The 17,086-nt window shown below is 58.4% G+C and carries 19 protein-coding genes; 9 read left to right on the top strand and 10 right to left on the bottom strand.

Annotation, left to right across the window (positions count from 1 at the left end):
- Nucleotides 1-3: 3 nt before the first annotated feature.
- Nucleotides 4-882, bottom strand: a complete 879-nt coding sequence (locus AEAC466_RS34335) for a S1 family peptidase (protein ID WP_031238835.1) — start codon at nt 880-882, stop codon at nt 4-6.
- 147 nt (nt 883-1,029) lie between these two features.
- On the opposite strand from AEAC466_RS34335, the gene AEAC466_RS34330 reads away from it, so the two are divergent.
- The 3 genes from AEAC466_RS34330 (at nt 1,030) to AEAC466_RS34320 (ending at nt 4,905) form a co-directional block, all read left to right on the top strand.
- Nucleotides 1,030-3,150, top strand: a complete 2,121-nt coding sequence (locus AEAC466_RS34330; RefSeq protein ID WP_023458379.1) for a S9 family peptidase — start codon at nt 1,030-1,032, stop codon at nt 3,148-3,150.
- Nucleotides 3,113-3,679, top strand: coding sequence for a GNAT family N-acetyltransferase (locus AEAC466_RS34325; RefSeq protein ID WP_235074266.1), 567 nt, complete (start codon nt 3,113-3,115; stop codon nt 3,677-3,679). The genes AEAC466_RS34330 and AEAC466_RS34325 overlap by 38 nt, the downstream gene beginning before the upstream one ends.
- A 71-nt stretch (nt 3,680-3,750) precedes the next feature.
- Nucleotides 3,751-4,905, top strand: a complete 1,155-nt coding sequence (locus AEAC466_RS34320) for a carbohydrate porin (RefSeq protein ID WP_023458377.1) — start codon at nt 3,751-3,753, stop codon at nt 4,903-4,905.
- Between the two features lie 17 nt (nt 4,906-4,922).
- Here the strand turns inward: AEAC466_RS34320 and AEAC466_RS34315 are convergent, their stop codons facing one another.
- The 7 genes from AEAC466_RS34315 to AEAC466_RS34285 form a co-directional block, all read right to left on the bottom strand.
- A complete protein-coding gene (locus tag AEAC466_RS34315; RefSeq protein ID WP_023458376.1) occupies nt 4,923-5,822 on the bottom strand; it encodes a M23 family metallopeptidase in 900 nt (299 codons plus the stop codon).
- Nucleotides 5,822-6,310: a hypothetical protein gene (locus tag AEAC466_RS34310; protein WP_155913637.1), complete on the bottom strand. Its 489-nt coding sequence runs from the start codon at nt 6,308-6,310 to the stop codon at nt 5,822-5,824. Before AEAC466_RS34310 ends, AEAC466_RS34315 begins: the two co-directional genes overlap by 1 nt.
- A 380-nt stretch (nt 6,311-6,690) precedes the next feature.
- Nucleotides 6,691-6,960 carry a hypothetical protein gene (locus tag AEAC466_RS34305; RefSeq protein WP_023458374.1) on the bottom strand — a complete coding sequence of 90 codons (270 nt, stop codon included), beginning with the start codon at nt 6,958-6,960 and terminating at the stop codon, nt 6,691-6,693.
- A 62-nt stretch (nt 6,961-7,022) separates the two neighbouring features.
- Nucleotides 7,023-7,484 carry a DoxX family protein gene (locus AEAC466_RS34300; RefSeq protein ID WP_023458373.1) on the bottom strand — a complete coding sequence of 154 codons (462 nt, stop codon included), beginning with the start codon at nt 7,482-7,484 and terminating at the stop codon, nt 7,023-7,025.
- Nucleotides 7,481-8,272, bottom strand: coding sequence for an HvfC/BufC family peptide modification chaperone (locus AEAC466_RS34295; protein WP_023458372.1), 792 nt, complete (start codon nt 8,270-8,272; stop codon nt 7,481-7,483). Before AEAC466_RS34295 ends, AEAC466_RS34300 begins: the two co-directional genes overlap by 4 nt.
- Complete coding sequence (bufB, locus tag AEAC466_RS34290; RefSeq protein ID WP_023458371.1) at nt 8,265-9,113, bottom strand: MNIO family bufferin maturase; 849 nt, start codon at nt 9,111-9,113, stop codon at nt 8,265-8,267. Before bufB (AEAC466_RS34290) ends, AEAC466_RS34295 begins: the two co-directional genes overlap by 8 nt.
- Before the next feature lie 22 nt (nt 9,114-9,135).
- Entirely contained in the window at nt 9,136-9,408 is a 273-nt protein-coding gene (locus AEAC466_RS34285; RefSeq protein WP_023458370.1) for a BufA1 family periplasmic bufferin-type metallophore, read from the bottom strand.
- 273 nt (nt 9,409-9,681) lie between these two features.
- Between AEAC466_RS34285 and bufA2 the strand changes: the two genes are divergently transcribed.
- The 3 genes from bufA2 to AEAC466_RS34270 all read left to right on the top strand — a co-directional run bounded on the left by bufA2 (nt 9,682) and on the right by AEAC466_RS34270 (nt 11,615).
- Nucleotides 9,682-9,966, top strand: coding sequence for a BufA2 family periplasmic bufferin-type metallophore (bufA2, locus tag AEAC466_RS34280; RefSeq protein WP_023458369.1), 285 nt, complete (start codon nt 9,682-9,684; stop codon nt 9,964-9,966).
- Between the two features lie 66 nt (nt 9,967-10,032).
- Nucleotides 10,033-10,893, top strand: a complete 861-nt coding sequence (gene bufB / locus AEAC466_RS34275; protein WP_023458368.1) for an MNIO family bufferin maturase — start codon at nt 10,033-10,035, stop codon at nt 10,891-10,893.
- Nucleotides 10,890-11,615 carry an HvfC/BufC N-terminal domain-containing protein gene (locus AEAC466_RS34270; RefSeq protein WP_023458367.1) on the top strand — a complete coding sequence of 242 codons (726 nt, stop codon included), beginning with the start codon at nt 10,890-10,892 and terminating at the stop codon, nt 11,613-11,615. Before bufB (AEAC466_RS34275) ends, AEAC466_RS34270 begins: the two co-directional genes overlap by 4 nt.
- A 23-nt stretch (nt 11,616-11,638) precedes the next feature.
- Here AEAC466_RS34270 and AEAC466_RS34265 read toward each other — a convergent pair whose 3' ends face one another.
- Together AEAC466_RS34265 and AEAC466_RS34260 are read right to left on the bottom strand one after the other, a co-directional pair.
- A complete protein-coding gene (locus tag AEAC466_RS34265) occupies nt 11,639-12,301 on the bottom strand; it encodes an NrsF family protein (RefSeq protein ID WP_023458366.1) in 663 nt (220 codons plus the stop codon).
- Nucleotides 12,294-12,806, bottom strand: coding sequence for a sigma-70 family RNA polymerase sigma factor (locus AEAC466_RS34260; RefSeq protein ID WP_052025124.1), 513 nt, complete (start codon nt 12,804-12,806; stop codon nt 12,294-12,296). Before AEAC466_RS34260 ends, AEAC466_RS34265 begins: the two co-directional genes overlap by 8 nt.
- Nucleotides 12,807-13,136: 330 nt before the next feature.
- On the opposite strand from AEAC466_RS34260, the gene AEAC466_RS34255 reads away from it, so the two are divergent.
- From AEAC466_RS34255 to alr, 3 genes are read left to right on the top strand one after another with little or no spacing between them, the layout of a single operon-like run.
- Complete coding sequence (locus tag AEAC466_RS34255) at nt 13,137-14,168, top strand: cyanophycinase (protein WP_023458363.1); 1,032 nt, start codon at nt 13,137-13,139, stop codon at nt 14,166-14,168.
- Entirely contained in the window at nt 14,165-15,787 is a 1,623-nt protein-coding gene (locus AEAC466_RS34250; RefSeq protein ID WP_023458362.1) for an N-acyl-D-amino-acid deacylase family protein, read from the top strand. Before AEAC466_RS34255 ends, AEAC466_RS34250 begins: the two co-directional genes overlap by 4 nt.
- Nucleotides 15,784-17,082: an alanine racemase gene (alr, locus tag AEAC466_RS34245; RefSeq protein ID WP_031238825.1), complete on the top strand. Its 1,299-nt coding sequence runs from the start codon at nt 15,784-15,786 to the stop codon at nt 17,080-17,082. Before AEAC466_RS34250 ends, alr begins: the two co-directional genes overlap by 4 nt.
- The last annotated feature ends 4 nt before the right edge of the window (nt 17,083-17,086 follow it).

Raw genomic sequence — 17,086 nt, 5'->3', positions numbered from 1 at the left:
CGCCTATTGGCCTGGCGTTTGCTGGTCGCCGCCGACACTATCGGACGGACGGGCCGTTGTACGGCGGGTCATATCGGGACTGGAGGTTGTCGGCCCACCGGGTGTGCGCATTGGCGCCGGCGCCGCCGGTTTCAGATTGGCCGACGGATTGACACCGCTGGCCTCAGCCTTGAGCATGATGTCAATGGTTTGACGCACAAAGACCGCGTCCGTAACGACACCCAGTTCCAGACGCTGACTGTCGTCCTCGACCTGCTTTATCAGAACGCCCGCGATGAAGGTGTGTCCCTTTCCCGCTTGCGATGTCATGAATACCGGACCGCCCGAATTACCCGGCACTGCCGTCAGATCGATCAGGAAGGTCGGATAGGCGCTTGGCGGCGACACAGGATATGACGCCACGCGGCCCGCCCGCAGGATCGGGAAACCCGCCACGTTCGCAGATAACCCATGCGGATAGCCAAGCGTCATCAACTCGTCGCCGGCCCCGACCTTCTCGTTTGCGAAAGTGTTTTCGTCGGCCAGCCAGCTTTGTGGGATGGCGGAGTCACGGAGGGCATCGGGTACGTTAACCGGTATAACTGCAATGTCCTGGCTGGGGTGCTGATACCAGACCGGCCCTGCCGCAGAACGGATCGTCATATTGGCCGGAACGTAACTCCAGTTCCCCTTGGCCTGCGTGCGCCAGCCGATGCGCACATCCGCCGCTGGCATCTTTTCGAAGACGTGGGCGGCGGTGACCAATACGATCTGGGTGGCGCCATCCGGCTTCTGGACGGAGATCAAAAAACCCGTACCGACCATGCGCTTGGCTTCATTGATCGGTTGATCGATTTGGACGGTTGCCTTGATCAAGGCCACGGTCAAGTCAACGTCCATCATCACGCGCTTATCCCCCACAAATACGATATAGACATTTGACGGCATTTCCGGATTGGGTCAATCCTGCACCCCATAGCGTTGTTTACCATTCGCTGTCTTTTGAATGGCCTCGGTGTTTTACCGCCACACTAGAAAGTCTGATCGCCCGTGACCCTGCCCAAAGCCCCCTCGCCCGCCCGCAAGCCGTTTACCATCGAGCAACTGGGCCGGACACGGACAGACGATTACCATTGGATGAAGGACGACAACTGGCAGGCGGTTCTTCGCGACCCGGGTTCCATCCGCGCCGATATCAAGGCCGCGCTGGACGAAGAAAACGCCTATTCCGCCGCCGTCCTGGATGGCACGCAGGCATTGCAAGACGCCCTTTTCGCTGAAATGAAGGGACGAATAAAGGAAGACGACGCCAGCGTCCCTACGCCCGACGGCGATTGGGAGTACTATTCGCGCTTTGAAACCGGCGCTCAACACCCCATCGTGGCGCGCCGGCCGCGCACGCGCGGCGATTTCCACGCCGCAATCCCAGCGACGGACACGACCCGCGACGCCGAAGAGATACTACTCAACGAAGAAGAACGGGCCAAGGGCACCGAATTCTACGAAACCTCCGACGCCCAGCACAGTCCCGATCACCGGCTGTTCGCCTGGGGCGAAGACACGCAAGGCTCCGAGTACTACACCGTCTACGTCAAGGATCTGACGACCGGCGAGATCCTGCCTGACCCGATCACAAGCTGCGACGGCGGCTTCACCTTCTCGCCGGACTCCCGCTACATCTTCTGGACCTGGCGCGATGAAAACTCGCGGCCGGCCAAGGTCTACCGCCGTCCGGCGCGCGGTGGCGAAGACGTTCTGGTCTATGACGAACCCGATGAGGGCTTTTTCCTGCACGTCGGCACGCTGAGTTCCGACGCCTTTATCAGCATCGGCGGCGGCAATCATGAAACCAACGAAACCTGGCTAATTCCGGCCGCGACGCCGGAAGAACTGCCGTTTTGCGTGCAACCGCGCGAAGATGGCGTCCAATACGATATCGATCACTGGGATGACCGCTTCATCATTCGCACCAATGCCGACGGCGCCATCGATTTCAAGCTTATGGTATCGCTGGCTGAACGCCCGTCACGCGACACGTGGCGAGACCTCGTGCCCCATCGCCCCGGTATCTACATCACCGGATCGGGCGTTTATAAACGCCACATGCTTCGGGTCGAGCGCGAAAACGCCAATACGCGTATCGTTATCACCCGCAAGGCGGACATGAACGAGCACATCGTCTCGGTGGATGAAGAGGCCTACAGCCTCGGCGCGTCAGGAGGCTACGAGTACGATACCGACATCATTCGGTACAGCTACACCTCCCCGACCACGCCCGCCCAAACCTTCGACTACAATATGGAGACGCGCGACCGCGTCCTGCGCAAGACGCAGATCATCCCTTCCGGCCATAATCCGGCCAACTATGTCGCGCGCCGCCTCTATGCCAAGGCCCCGGATGGCCAGGATGTGCCTATTACGGTGCTGATGAAAAGCGGCACGCCGCTCGACGGCAAGGCCCCGCTCCTGCTCTATGCTTATGGCTCTTACGGCATACCGATGGACCCGGGGTTTTCGATCCGCTCACTTAGCCTGGTCGACCGCGGCTGGGTCTACGCCATCGCCCATATCCGAGGCGGCTCGGAAAAAGGCTATGGCTGGTTCCTGGATGGTCGCAAGTTCAAGAAGGTCAACACCTTCACGGACTTTATCGCCTGTGCCGAAAGCCTGTGCGACGCCGGCTATGGCACGCGTGGCAAGATCGTCGCCTACGGCGGATCGGCTGGTGGCATGCTGATGGGCGCGGTCGCCAATATGCGGCCGGACCTGTGGGCCGGTGTCATTGGTGCGGTGCCATTTATCGATGTGCTGAACACCATGAGTGACACAAGCCTGCCGCTCACCCCGCCGGAGTGGCCCGAATGGGGCAATCCGTTGGAAGACGCCGAAGCCTATGACTATATCGCCAGCTATTCGCCTTACGATAACATCAAACCCCAGCCTTACCCGCCGGTCCTGGCCACGGGCGGCCTGTCGGACACGCGCGTGACCTACTGGGAACCGATGAAGTGGATCGCAAAGTTGCGCGAAAAATCGACGTCGGGCGCGCCGATGCTTCTCAAGATCAATATGGACGCCGGACATGGCGGCGCCTCGGGCCGCTTCGACTTCCTGAAAGAGATTGCCTTCGATTATGCCTTCGCCATTTGGGCGGTCGATCGCCATGGTTGATATCCGCGACGCCGTCGAGGGCGATTTTGCCGCCATTACGGCCATCTATGCCCATAACGTCTTGCACGGCACTGGCACCTTCGCGCTGGAACCGGCCACCGAAGCGGAAATGCGGTCCGGTTTCCAGACGGTACACGACCTGCGCCTGCCCTATCTGGTCGCGGTCGAAAATGGCCGTGTCGTCGGCTACGCCTATGCGGCGCCCTTCCGCACACGCCCCGCCTATCGCTATGTGGTCGAGAACAGTATCTACCTGGCCCAAGACGCCACAGGACGTGGGATAGGCAAACAGTTGCTAAACCGATTGATAGACCTGTGCACCGCGCGTGGGCTTTACAGCATGATCGCCGTTATCGGCGACCGAGAAAACGGCGGCTCGATCGGTGTCCACGCGGCCTGCGGTTTCACGCACACTGGCTATTTACCAAGGGCAGGCTTCAAATTTGGCCGCTGGCTCGATGTGGTTTTCATGACCCGCGACCTTTTGCCCCCCAGCGATGTGCCACACGGCGACGGCTGGGCGGATTAGGCCCACCCATTCACGATATAGTATCGGATTTATGGAATAATACACCTCCGTGCCCCCGTATCTGAGCGTACATGCCTTCGTTATCCACCCATCGCCAGTCGAGCTGCCTCGGCATCTACGGCTTCATCTCCGCACTCGTCATCGGACTAGCCCTCGCCACACAAGGCCGGGCCGATACCGTGGCTGGCGCCGTTCTGACAACGGAAGTCGACAATGTACTGAGTGGCGGCCTCGACGTTGGATCGCGCAGCCTGAGCAATCTTGACCTGACCGCCCACTGGACGGGTGACAATGGCTGGGAAGCCTTCGGTTATATACTGGGCGATTTCGGCGGCCCGTTTTCAGGCTCTCACGCCGGCGATATCCAGACGACGTCCAACATCGATAGCATCGAAGGGTGGCGGTTGTTCGAAACCTACGGCAAAAAAACATTCCGCAAGGACAGCTATGTCATGGCGGGCCTGATCAATCTCAATGGCATTTTCGACGTCCAGACGGTCGGCGGGCTGTTCCTGAATGCCTCGCATGGCATTGGGGTCGACTATTCGCAGATCGGCCTGTCTATTTTTCCGACAAGCGGCCTGGGCATCGTCGGTCAATGGCGTTTCGATGACCGCAACAGCTTTCGCGCGGGCGTTTTCGACGCCGTGCCGGGCAATCCCAACGATGACAAGGCGTTTGCCTATATCCGACTGTCGCGACGCGAAGGCAGCCATATCGTCGGGGAATATCAGTACGATTTTGAAGGCGGTTACCTGAAGCTGGCCACCTGGCACAATAGCGCCGCCGCGGAGCGCCTTGACGGCTCTGGCTGGTCCGACAGTAACTCGGGCGCCTATGCTCAACTCGCGGTCACGCTCACCGGCGATGACACCCGCGGACTTAAGGGCTGGCTCCGCACCGGCGTCGCCAATGCTCAAGTCATGACGATAGACCAATATGCCGGCGGCGGACTGGTCTACACCGCCCCTTTTAAAGGACGCGACACAGACCAGGTGGGCTTTGCTATCGCTGCGGCCCATTTCGGCAAACCCTATCAAACGTCGATAGGAGATACGCTACAGCGGGAAATTACCTACGAACTGACCTACCGATGGGACATTCGCGACGGACTGTCGATACAGCCCGACCTGCAATATATATCGCATCCCTATGGCCGCAGCGATATCGACGACGCGACCGTATTCAATCTGCGCCTGAAAACAGACCTGATGGCTTTGCGCTGAATGGTCGCAAGCTTGTTCTATTGAGACGTCGTATCGCAATCTCCCGCCATACGGCGTTGGTAAGCATTCACAAGCGCGGTATAGGGCGGCACAAAGGCGTTTGCCGCTAAGACTTTGCCATCGCTCATGGTTTCGGCCTGAGCGACACGCACTTCGAAATGCAAATGGATGGTTGTATATTGCTGCACACCGTTCGAAACGCCCAGGTTATTCGAAATCAGTCCGAGCTTTTGGCCACGCAGAACCTTGTCGCCAACAGCGACCTTAACGGATGACTTTTGCATATGCAGGTAGCGGAAAATTCTGTGCGGGACGGCATTGCCGGTGATCGCGACCGTATATGAGCCCACCTGAGTGACGACACCGTCTTCGGCGGCGACGGCCCAGTATTGATTGGCCTTGCAACTGGCCGGACGGATATCCTGGCCCTGATGCCCACTGCCGCTCGCACAGACCGGGTTTGTCCAACTCCTGGCCTCACAGAAATTGTCGTGCCATGGGAAAGCGTAGTTTTTGCCATCACATTGGCTGCCGTGGTTGGTCGCCGATGGGCTGGGGTAGTGATCGCCACCGGGGCTATAGACCTGCGAATTTGCAAAGGCGGCGCCCTGAACCGGGAAGCAGATGCCGGGCGCCCAATTGCTGAGGTCTGAGTATCCGCTGCCTGATCCCGCGACAAGCACCGTAGGCGCCTCATGGGGGAAATCCAACGTTGACGCGCCGGCCGTAGGTTCAGATGCGCTGTCAGACTCTTCGACCGAAGATGTATCAACAAAGCTAGACACCATATCCTCTGAAACAGCCGACGCGGATTGCGAGCTCACCTGGCTGCCGGTTTGGGTCTGTGGACCGCAGGCCGTCACCACGAAAAGCAAACCGACACGCAAGAGACGGGACATGGAGATAAAGGGGCGCATTATCCGGCTCCCTTCTGGTCATTTCGTGCCGCATCAGGTGGCGTTTTTGTCAGACCGCCCGGCGGCTTGAAACGGGCCGCCGCCGCACGCGCCTTTGAGCCTATCCCCACATCGTCAAACTCGGTCAGTATCTTTTTCAAATACCCGTCCGATTTACATTCCGGCGCTGCCGGATCATCGCAGGACACATCTAAACTGTAGACGACGCCAAACCTCATGAATGTGGCCGTCCAGCCGTCTTCCATCTGCGCGACGCGAATATCCTCCGCCACACCTTTCAGTCTCATGGCGGGCCGATTGGAGATGGCTCCCTTGGCGACCTGCAAAAAGTTTCGGTTGCCATACATCGTGATATGGACGCCATTTTTTTGCGGAAGGTCCAACGCATAGGCATCTCCGAAGCTGATCAATTTCGCCTTGATCGTGTCGACGATGCCCTCACGCGGCAATATGACCGGGAGTTCAGTCTTATCAAGTTCAGATGCCACCAGCCTCACGACAGTGCCAGGCCCTTTGCGGCTGGCACGCACCCTGGCGATTTGGTCAAGGACGCTTTGCCATTGTACAGGGGCCGGCGGTAAAAGCCGAGGGGGAGACGCGCGTCCCGCGGCGGTCGCGCTGGGTTGGGTCTGCGCATATGTTTCCGTGGCGGCGTTAACACCGAGCAGGAAAACAGTTCCAACCGAAATGCTCAACACGACGGCCTTAAGATTCCACTTTAACACTTGATGCCCCCCCGCCAGCTGAGGATTAAAATCCGGCAGCACCCGTTAACCATTGTGGATCGAAATGGTCATTTGTCAAAATATATATCACGGCGAAGTCCGAGATGGACGATCGCCATATGAAACAGCTGTGTTGACTTGCTTCACACCGTGATATTCAAGACCTGCCCCGGTGCAGGCATAGCAGGTGTCGTTATCGACGCAGTCGACGGCGCCGCCGATAGGTCACGCAGCGCACCACCGAAGGTCACCGCCTGTGTCCGTGACGGATCGCTGTCGGCACTTATATTATAGGGACCAGACTTTGGATGTGACGGATCTATGTGCTTTTTCGCATAATCTACGTCCGTGCAATTCTTGCAGCTAAAGCCGTTGACCGTAACGGGATGCGGGTAGTCGCCATTGATTGACATTCTGTCCACCTGTTGTGGTTAGAAGATATTTTGCCATGAAACATCTAACATTGCCTGATGTATCAGCGGATTTTGAGCAGGCGATCCAGGCTCCATGCGCCGCCGCCGCGAGCAATGAGCAAGATCAAAAGGGCGGCCCAGCTCAAATGGGTTGGCCAGGCGTCTGGATAGACGAAAATTTCGATAACGGCCGTCATGCCAAAGAAGGCCGCGGCCGAAAAGCGGGTGAATAGCCCCAGCACCAGCAGGATCGAGAAGAGGTGTTCGGAATAGGTCGCCAGGTGAGCGGCAATGTCGGGCGGGATCAGAGGGACATGATAGTCTTCCCGAAAAAGCGTATAGGTGCCGTCGGTGATATGCAGCACTCCATCAACCTTGCTTCGCCCCGACAGGAAAAACACGCCCGCGACGCCCAGACGGGTGATGAGCAAGATCAAATCATCGGGGATTAATCTCTGCAACGCGTCACCTATCGCGTTGATGGGCCTGACGAGCGCCGGACTATCACTTGGCGGTGTTGTCATGGGGAAACTCCTTCAATTGGAAATGGGACCAATGCGGCAAAAATGCCGTTTGAGATGAGATCGGCAAACATCGCAGGCAGATCAGTGATGTCAGCCAGAGCGGAGGCCTCAGCGACGGCGGACGCCAGGCTTTGGCCAGCGCGGCACGCCGCCAGGAACGCATAGGCGTCTGGTGTCAGGGGCCGCGCCTTGACTTCGCCATAGGGCCGCCAGAGCAATACGGCCCGGGGCGCGTCCTCCAACTCAAGCGCGTCAGCCCCCTCAGGCAACCTCAAGGACTCCCATAGGGCTGGGATTCCCATCGCGAAGCTCGCCAGCCGCGCCGATGGGATGAGTTGGAGTGTAACCTGGTCATATGCGTCCGGTGACAGACTCACCAAGGTCTGCGGGTCAAATGGGTCAGCCTCCGCTGCCAGGTGCGCCTCGGTCCACAGACGGTCCATACGCGCCAGATCGGGCAAAAACGGCATGTCTCCCGCCGGTTCAAACGCATCCAGCCAGTCGGCAAACCCCGCGCCATAGTCAATTAGGACCGGATGCGCTGGCGGATGGCTGCGTGCAAACAGGACAGCCGCCTCACGCAACCAATCCTCGCCAACCACTTTCAAAACAGTTGGATAGGATGCGGCAATTGCATCCGCCAAGCCCTTGTAAACCGTATTCCGGTATATGCTCAGGCCGGCCATGCCGTGCGCATCGTCTGACCACCATGGGGCCAAGGCGGCATCATCACCTGCCAGCGCACGGGAGAAGGCATCAAAAAATGGCTCTGCCCCATCTTCAAACATTCGCCAAATCCTTGACGTTTAAGGCCATGAGACACCTATGGGCGCGATCCCGTTCCCGCATCAAATCGCTGTAGGCTGGGATATTATCGTCGCGTTCAATCAAGGTTGGCCGTGGACCGATGCGCGCGACAAAGCGCTCATAAAGTTGCCAAACCTGCTCGGAAATCGGCGCCGCATGGGTATCGATCAACATCTGGCTGCGCGGTCCGGGATCAAGTTCATGGCCCGCCAGATGAATTTCACCTATGGCATCGGCAGGCAGTCTGGCCAGATACGCCTCGGCATCGTAGCCGAGATTGTGCGCGCTGATGTGGACGTTATTGATATCGACCAGCAGCCCGCAGCCTGTCCTTTGAACGAGTTCGCCAAGAAACGCATTTTCGTCCATCTCATGTCCAGACAATGGCATATAGAGCGATGGGTTTTCGATCAGAAGCCTGACACCCAAATACGACTGGGCATGGTCGATGTTTCGGACAACGCGATCCAAAGTGCGTAAGGTTCTGGGAAAGGGCAGGAGATCGGGGGCATAGCCCCCTCGCCGCTTAGACCAGGCCAGATGCTCCGACACAGCAAACGGCCGGAACCGCTCGATCAACTGTTTCAACGCCCGCAAATGACGGGCATCGGGCAGTTCATCGGCAGCCAGCGACATGCCGACGCCATGCAGGGATAGCGGATGAGAGGAAGCTATCTTCTCAAGCCAGGCTAATCGGGGTCCGCCATCAATCATATAGTTTTCGGGGTGGACTTCGAACCACAGCCCATCGCGAACGTCTTCCGCGGCCTCAGCGTAATGCTCGGGCTTCAGGCCAACGCCGGCGGTGGGTCTGTGGCTCATATCCTATCTCCCCTGTAAACGCTTAGGCCTTAGGCGTAAGCGAGCCGAAGCCCTTGGGGGTCTTGATGGTCACGCAGGTACCCTTGGGCACTTCCTTGAAGGCCTTGCCATCGTAGTTGACCTTGGACGTGCCGGCACAGGTCGTACCCGCACCGGCCTTGCAATCATTCTGGCCGGCCTTGGCGACGCCGTAGCACTTTTCGGTTTCCGCCGGCTTCTTGTCAGCGGCGAGTGCCGCGCCGGATACGAGGGCGAGGATGGCGGCGGCAGCGATGCCGGTTTTCATATAGGTCATAGTCAAGCTCCATGCAGGTGTTGAAGGCGGGTTAAAGTTTCGAACTGGCCAGGCGTGTTGTCGGCCATGCTGAGGATTACGCCGCGAGGGGCCATTCGGTTACAGTCATAAAAAAATTCTCGCTTTTAGGAAGAAAAGGCTGAACCTGATTATGCTGTCCCCTCCCGCATTGACGGTTACAAAACATTTCCAGAGGCGTGTAACTTTCATCGACAGACCGGCGTAATCCTCATTGCCACTCCGGCAAAACACACATCTGAGAGGACTGCCCCCATGATCACATTGAAATCCGGCGCCGCCATTGCTTCCGCTGCTGCCTTCCTGGCGATGTCAACTTTCGCGACGGCCGCCACCGCCCCGGCTGGAGCCTCCGGCGCCGCTATTTCCGCGACCGACACCGTTCACTGCTACGGCATCAATAGCTGCAAAGGCACGTCCGACTGCAAGACCACGGCTCACGATTGCAAGGGCATGAACGCCTGCAAGGGCCAGGGCTTCAAGGCCGTCACCGCCAAGGCCTGCCTGGCCAAGAAGGGCACCATCGGCGACATTATGTAATCCACACTTCCACTCTGGCGCCTGACCGCGTTTGCGTCAGGCGCCTCTCCTGATCTCGGTTTCTCAATGCACGCCTTTTCGCCTATCCCAGCGTTTTCCGGCTTCGGCCTCGGCCTGCGCACACCCCATTATTCGGACTTCCTAAGCGCCCCTCAGCCGGTCGATTTTGTCGAGATCATTTCCGAGAATTTTATGATCGCCGGCGGGCGCCCTTTGTGGGTTCTCGACCAGATTCGGCAGAGCTATCCCGTCTGTATGCATGGGGTATCCATGTCTCTGGGCGCCAGTGGCGGTCTAAACAGCGAATATTTGCACCGCTTACGCATCCTAATCGACAGAGTTGAGCCCCTATGGGTATCTGATCATCTATGCTGGACCGGTATCGGTGGCACCAACAGCCATGACCTGCTGCCCTTGCCTCTGACCGAGGAAGCCCTTGAGCGCGTCTGCCGTAATATTGATCAGGCCCAGACGGCGCTGGGGCGAAATCTGCTGATTGAAAACCCGTCAAGCTATGTGACCTTTCCCGAGGATAGCTATACAGAGTGGGATTTTCTGTCGGAAGTTTGCAAACGCAGCGGTTGCGAGTTGCTTCTCGACGTCAACAATATTTACGTAAGCGCTCATAATCATGGATTTAAAGCGTCCGATTATATCGATGGCATCCCGGCGGCCCGCGTTCGTCAGATCCATTTGGCGGGTCATTCGACAAATCAGTCCCTGCTAATCGATACACACGACCAGCCTGTTCCGGACGGCGTGTGGTCTCTGTTCGAAAGCCTGGCTCCGCGCCTGGACACGGTCGCTATCATGATCGAACGCGACGACAATATACCCCCCTTGGCCGAGTTGCTCGCCGAGGTCGATCATGCCCGCGCGATCATCAACCGCGCTGTCCTAGCCCCTCAAGCTGAGCCCGCCGAATGACCTTAGCGACTACGCAAGCCCGGTTCCTTGACCTCATTCTCAATGATGCCCCGCCATCTTTGACGCCCGGTGAAGCCGTATATCATTTCGCCTACCGCAGCCGTCTGCTGGAGGCCCTGCGTGACACCTACGGCCGTGTCTGGTCCTGGCTCGGTGATGACGCCTTTGATGCTGCCGGCCGAACATATATCAGCACTCATCCACCCACGTCATGGACACTTGATGCGGTTGGCCTCGGTTTCGAAGCGACTCTGGCGGTCCTCTATCCCGATGACCCTGAAGTGCCTGAACTCGCCTGGCTTGATTGGGCCCTTCGACAGGCCTTCTCCGCCGCCGATACATCCGTTATCGACCCAACCGCTCTCGCAAATGCGGACTGGTCGGTTGCCCGGTTGCGGCTGGCATCAGGCTTTCGCCATAGGCCGCTATCCACCAATTCCGTAGCCATCTGGCAGGCCTTGTCTCACGACGAGACGCCACCACCGGTTCAGACCTTGGGCAAAGCGGCCGGGCTTATTGTTTGGCGAAACGGACTTGAGCCCGTGTTTCGTACCCTTGAGGCGGATGAGTATGCGGCAATAGTGATGCTGGAACGCGGTGCGTCATTCGCCAGCCTTTGCGCCGATCTAGACGGACGCTATCCCGAAACGGATACCACCCTCACCGCCTCGCAGTGGCTTGGGCAATGGATATCCAACGGCCTGATCTGCGACATTTACTGACACATATAGGTCTACGAATAAATTCACCATTTCAAAAGACGGCGACCGAGCAATGTTGCGAAACCGGTGAATATAGCCACGGCAAGACCGTAGATCAAAACCATGTAGACCGGCGCGTCCATGTTGCAGTGAAGCGCGTAGGCGGATGCCATCAACGAGGCAGTCGCAAGACCGCTCATGGCCGCGAGAGCCGTTGGGTGCGAGGACGCGGAACGGCGCAACCAAAAGCGCCAAAGCAAAAGAAGCCCCGCCATGCCGCCGCACAGGATCGTCGTAAAACAGACCACTACCCCGCCATTCAACCGCTCAGCCGATGCGGCCCAGCCGTCACTTATCAGTTCGACCGTCATGTTGAACAGCGTCAGGCCCAAGGCGGCAAGCACCGGCAATAGATAAATCGCCTTCATCTCACCTTCTGGACGGGTCAAGCGGGACACTGTCCACAAGGCTGTGACGCCTAGACCGAAAAAGAGCAGAGGCTTGCCAACCGGTGTGAAATGCGCCGGCAGTGTTCCTTTTGGCAGGTTCACGATTTCGGGGCGAAAACCATAAAAGGTCGAAATATAGAGGACCGCCAACAGCAAGCCACCCGCGGCCCCGGCCCATAGCAGGCTGTCACGCATCGGCCTGACAGGTTTTAAATTATCTGCCAGGCTGTCAATGATGTCATCGCGGGAATCAGTCATCGGAGACCTCACCGCTTTTCACACCGACAAGCGCCTGCAATTTCTTCAGACCCCGGTGTATGGAAACCTTTACTGCGGAGGCATTCTTTCCGATTCTGGCCGCCACTTCTTCGGAGGTCAGCCCTTCAAGCTTATGCAGTGAAATCAGTTGCGCTTGGTCCTTTGGCAATTTCGCCAGCAACACCGCGACATCGCGCTGGGCCAAATCGTTCGACAGACCATCTTCGAGGCCGAGGTCTTCGGTTAATTCGACGTGCACGCGCCGGCCAGACCAACGCACATAGTCAATCAACTTATGCCGCGCGACGGCAGCAATCCAAGGCATGAAGGCAGCCTGAGGATTATAGGTGTGACGTTTTTCATGCAAACTCAACAGGGTCATTTGTACCAGATCTTCGACATCGCCGCCTCTCAGGCGGCGGTTAAAATAGGACAGAAGCCAGGGGCGCAAGGACTGAAGCAAAGCGCGATAAGCCTTTGCATCTCCACCTTGGGCACTCAGCATCAAGGCCTGCCATTCATCTGATCTATACGTTGACATGATCGCGAAAGTTACACCAAGGCCTGAACTAAGGGCGGACGCATTCTGGACTGGCATTCCAGCCCCAACGCTTGACTGACTCTCACAGGTGAATTTTCAAAGCAAGCTCAATCAATCGAGGCCAATCCGCGGCAGACAGTGAGCCGTAAGGCGATAGTATCAAAATGTATATTTATGTATCCATTTTGTCGCTAATTCGCAATATTTTGCTTTTTGCCCGCGACATTCTGTTTTCTGTTGGACCGATACGTGCAACCAAATAGCCCTGTTCATAAAATCTAAGGGCGCCGAGACATGATAAAACGTCACACACGGATATTGATCGCAATTATCGCCGGCGTCGCCGCCAGTTTCGCCGGAACACTCGCAGTCCAGGCAAGGCCCGCGGGATATAACCATTATGACGTGGGGGATTTGAAAGCGCAGACGCCGGATCCGGTAACGGGGGGCCTTCTTCTGATCGGCGGTGGCGATCGAAACCTCGATGCCATGAAATGGTTTTTCGCCAAGGCCGGACATGGTCATATCGTCATCCTGAGCGCGGCTTACGGCCCGGCTGCCGGCAAGGAATTCAAGCAGAAAATCGGCGGTATTCTCTCGGCGGAAACCTTTGAGTTCACGGACCGCACCGCCGCCTACGATCCGAAAGTTCTGGAGGCCCTGAAGCACGCTGACGGCATCTTTATCTCAGGCGGCGACCAGTCTGACTATGTCAAATTCTGGCGCGGCACGCCGGTCGCCGAGATCATTGACGCGCATGTCGCGAGTGGAAAACCCATTGCCGGCACCAGCGCAGGCCTCGCGATACTGGGCGAAGTCCTTTATGGCTGCATGGATAGCACAAGCCTGACCTCAGATGAGGGCCTTGCTGATCCTTTTGGCCCTCGCAACACCATCGAAGGCGATTTCCTCCACATCGCCCTGCTGAAGGGTGTGCTGACCGACACGCATTTCAAAGAGCGCGACAGGCTGGGCAGGCTCTTTGCCTTTGTAGCGAAAGCACAGCTTGGTCGTCCGGCCGACGCCAGCCCAATCCTGGGCCTGGGCGTCGACGAAGGTGCCGCACTCGCCGTCGAACCTAACGGATCGGGGCGTATCTACGCAACCGATGCCAACGGCGGGGCCTGGCTGGTCGACGGATCGTCCTTGCGTGTGCCCAATAAACCCGGTCCGCTGGATGTACCGCGTATCCACGTTATCGGCATTGGTCATCAGTCGATAATCCATCTGCCCGATGGCAAGGTGGAAAACCCGTCCTTTGATCGCTATTACTCTGTCAACGGCGGGAAAATGACCATTGCCAGCGACGAGGCGGTGAAGCCATGAACGCCCTGACCGTGAATCTGAACCGCCGTTATGCGCATCTCCCGGCCGGCATCGCCAAGGAACCGGGTGTTTCCCGCAAGCCCATCTTTTCGCGTCTTGCCCTGCTGATAGGCGCTGGCATCGCCGCGGCCGCGCTTATTTTGTCAAGCAACGGCGCGGCGGCATCTACCTTAATCACAGGCGCCGTGGTGTATGATGGCTCCGGTGCCCCCGCCAAGCGGGTATCTGTGAGAGTGGAGAATGATCGAATAGCGGCCATCGGCAAGCTGCGTCCCCATAAGGGGGAAACCGTGATTGAGGCGAATGGGCTGGCGCTGGCGCCCGGCTTCATCGATAGCCACAGCCACCATGATCGCGGCGCTTACGCGGATCGCGCCATGCCACAGCTATTGGCGGAAGGCGTCACGACAATCGTCATCGGCCAAGATGGTGAAAGTTCGGGCGCTTTTGCCGACATATCCAACCAGTTCACCGCGCGCCCCGCAGCGGTGAACGTAGCGGCCTATACCGGCCACGGATATCTGCGTGCGAAGGTCATGGGCGCGGATTTCAAAAGGGCGGCAACCTTGTCGGAAATACAGGCCATGCAGCGCCTGCTCGATATAGACATGAAGGCCGGGTCTCTCGGCCTGTCGACAGGTCTCGAATATGATCCGGGCATTTATTCCAACCATGACGAAGTGGTCGCACTTGCCCGCACCGCCGCGGCCGACGGCGGACGCTACATCAGCCATATGCGTAGCGAAGACACAGGTTTCGACGCGGCCCTCGATGAATTGTTGGACATAGGCGCGCAAACGGGCATCCCGGTTCAGATTTCCCACCTCAAGTTGGGCATCGTCGATCGCTGGGGCGACGCCAAGGCCGTGCTGGCTAAGCTGGACGCGGCACGTGCGCGCGGTATCAATGTCACCGCCGACGTCTACCCATACGAATACTGGCAATCAACATTGACGGTATTGTTCCCCAAGCGCGATTTCACCGATATTTCGGCAGCGCGCTTCGCCCTGACCCATCTCACAACGCCTGAAGGCATGCGGCTGGGTGCCTACGCGCCCGATCCGTCTTTGGTGGGGCATACGATCGCCGAGATTGCGGCGCAGCGACACGAGGAGCCCGCTGTCACTTACCTCTGGCTCATTCAGACCGCTGAAACCTGGAAAGCGGCGCATCCGGGAATAGAACCCGTCGAAGCGGTAATCGGCACCGCTATGGACCCAAAGGATGTCGCGGACTTCATCGCCTGGCCTTACAGCAACCTGTGTTCAGACGGGATGATCGGGTCGCGTCATCCGCGCGGCGCCGGCGCCTTTGCCAAGATGCTGCGGGTTTATGTTCGGGAGCAACACCGGCTCACCCTCCCAGAGGCAATCCGCAAGATGACGTCGCTCGCGGCGGAGAATGTGGGCCTGAAAGGACGCGGCCTGATCCGCGTGGGTTACAAGGCTGATCTGGTGCTGTTCGATCCCGATCGCATCACGGACCGGGCCACGGTGGAAAATCCGGGCGCGATGGCCGTTGGCGTTTCCGACGTGATGGTGAATGGCGTGCTCGTTTACCGCAAGGCTCAGCCGACGGGCCAATATCCGGGCGCGTTTCTGACGCGGGAGACGCAATGATGCACAGACGTACCTTTCTTGCCGGCGCGACGGGCCTGACAGCAATTACAGCGATGCCCGCCGCTGCCGCCCCTGTCCTCTCCGCCAACAATTTTGGCCTGACCCTGGAACAGGCAAGACGCCGCAACGGCTGGATTGAAATTGATGCCGAAGCGTTCGAGGCCAATATCGACACGGTCCGCGCCTTACTCGGACCGGTCCGCCTCTGCGCCGTCATGAAGGCGGACGCCTATGGCAACGGTATCGCCCTGTTGATGCCATCCATTATCAACAAGCGGATCGGCGATGTCGCCATCACCTCCAATGATGAGGCCCGGGTTGCCCGCGAACTCGGCTATCGCGGCCGTCTGATCCGGGTGCGCACAGCCACACCGGACGAGATGGAGGATGCACTGCCCTTCGTCGTTGAAGAACTGATCGGCAATCCCGATTCGGCGGCTGTTCTTCAGGCCCTGGCGAAACGGCGGACCGGGCAAGCCAGCCTTCCGATACACCTCGCGCTCAACAGCGGCGGCATGTCGCGAAACGGCGTTGAGCTTTCCACGGCCTATGGCCAGGCGGATGCACGCGCCATACTATCGTTCGACAGGCTTCGTATTACAGGTTTGATGACCCACTATCCCAGTGAAGAAGACGCCGACATTCTTGGCCAGCTGCGCCATTACCAGTCAGATATGGCCTGGCTAAAAGCTCAAGAGTTTGATGCCGACAAGCCAACACACCATACCGCCAATAGCTTTGCGACCCTGAAACACAAGGACACATGGCTGGACATGGTGCGCGTGGGCGGCCTTCTTTATGGCGATCCCGGTTCTGTGAGCACCAGCGCCTATCTTCCCACCCAGACGATCAAGTCCAGGGTCGCCGTGGTCAATCATTACCCGGCGGGCCAAACGGTCAACTATGACCGCACCTATCGGCTGGAACGGGAAAGCTGGCTCGCCAATATTCCGCTTGGCTACTCGGATGGCTACCGGCGCGGCTTCAGCCATGCCAACCGGCCCGAATTTCCTGCCGAGGGTAAGAACCGGACTGAGGTGCTGATACGCGGCCGGCGGTTCCCCGTTGTTGGCCGAGTGACGATGAACACCCTGATGGTCGATGTGACCGATAGCCCGAACCTCGTGCATCCGGATGACGAAGTCGTTCTGTTTGGCGCGCAAGGCAACGAGCGCATCACCCAGGCCGAATTCGAAGCCAACGGCTCGGCCTACGGTCCTGAGATGCTGGGCGTGCTGGGCGCGGCTCTACCCCGCGTGCTTAAACCGCGCGGGGCTGCCAAAAAGTTGGGATAGTTGC

The sequence above is a fragment of the Asticcacaulis sp. AC466 genome (genome assembly GCF_000495815.1).
Classification (GTDB): Bacteria; Pseudomonadota; Alphaproteobacteria; order Caulobacterales; family Caulobacteraceae; genus Asticcacaulis.
This window is presented reverse-complemented; position numbering and strand designations above follow the sequence as displayed.

Coding starts and splice junctions, on each gene's coding strand:
- AEAC466_RS34320 (WP_023458377.1), top strand. CDS start 3,751: ATGCCTTCGTTATCCACCCATCGCCAGTCGAGCTGCCTCGGCATCTAC.
- AEAC466_RS34250 (WP_023458362.1), top strand. CDS start 14,165: ATGAACGCCCTGACCGTGAATCTGAACCGCCGTTATGCGCATCTCCCG.
- alr (WP_031238825.1), top strand. CDS start 15,784: ATGATGCACAGACGTACCTTTCTTGCCGGCGCGACGGGCCTGACAGCA.
- AEAC466_RS34265 (WP_023458366.1), bottom strand. CDS start 12,301: ATGACTGATTCCCGCGATGACATCATTGACAGCCTGGCAGATAATTTA.
- AEAC466_RS34285 (WP_023458370.1), bottom strand. CDS start 9,408: ATGACCTATATGAAAACCGGCATCGCTGCCGCCGCCATCCTCGCCCTC.
- AEAC466_RS34255 (WP_023458363.1), top strand. CDS start 13,137: ATGATAAAACGTCACACACGGATATTGATCGCAATTATCGCCGGCGTC.
- bufB (WP_023458371.1), bottom strand. CDS start 9,113: ATGAGCCACAGACCCACCGCCGGCGTTGGCCTGAAGCCCGAGCATTAC.
- AEAC466_RS34300 (WP_023458373.1), bottom strand. CDS start 7,484: ATGACAACACCGCCAAGTGATAGTCCGGCGCTCGTCAGGCCCATCAAC.
- AEAC466_RS34315 (WP_023458376.1), bottom strand. CDS start 5,822: ATGCGCCCCTTTATCTCCATGTCCCGTCTCTTGCGTGTCGGTTTGCTT.
- AEAC466_RS34325 (WP_235074266.1), top strand. CDS start 3,113: ATGCCTTCGCCATTTGGGCGGTCGATCGCCATGGTTGATATCCGCGAC.
- bufB (WP_023458368.1), top strand. CDS start 10,033: ATGCACGCCTTTTCGCCTATCCCAGCGTTTTCCGGCTTCGGCCTCGGC.
- bufA2 (WP_023458369.1), top strand. CDS start 9,682: ATGATCACATTGAAATCCGGCGCCGCCATTGCTTCCGCTGCTGCCTTC.
- AEAC466_RS34295 (WP_023458372.1), bottom strand. CDS start 8,272: ATGTTTGAAGATGGGGCAGAGCCATTTTTTGATGCCTTCTCCCGTGCG.
- AEAC466_RS34335 (WP_031238835.1), bottom strand. CDS start 882: ATGATGGACGTTGACTTGACCGTGGCCTTGATCAAGGCAACCGTCCAA.
- AEAC466_RS34305 (WP_023458374.1), bottom strand. CDS start 6,960: ATGTCAATCAATGGCGACTACCCGCATCCCGTTACGGTCAACGGCTTT.
- AEAC466_RS34260 (WP_052025124.1), bottom strand. CDS start 12,806: ATGCTGAGTGCCCAAGGTGGAGATGCAAAGGCTTATCGCGCTTTGCTT.
- AEAC466_RS34270 (WP_023458367.1), top strand. CDS start 10,890: ATGACCTTAGCGACTACGCAAGCCCGGTTCCTTGACCTCATTCTCAAT.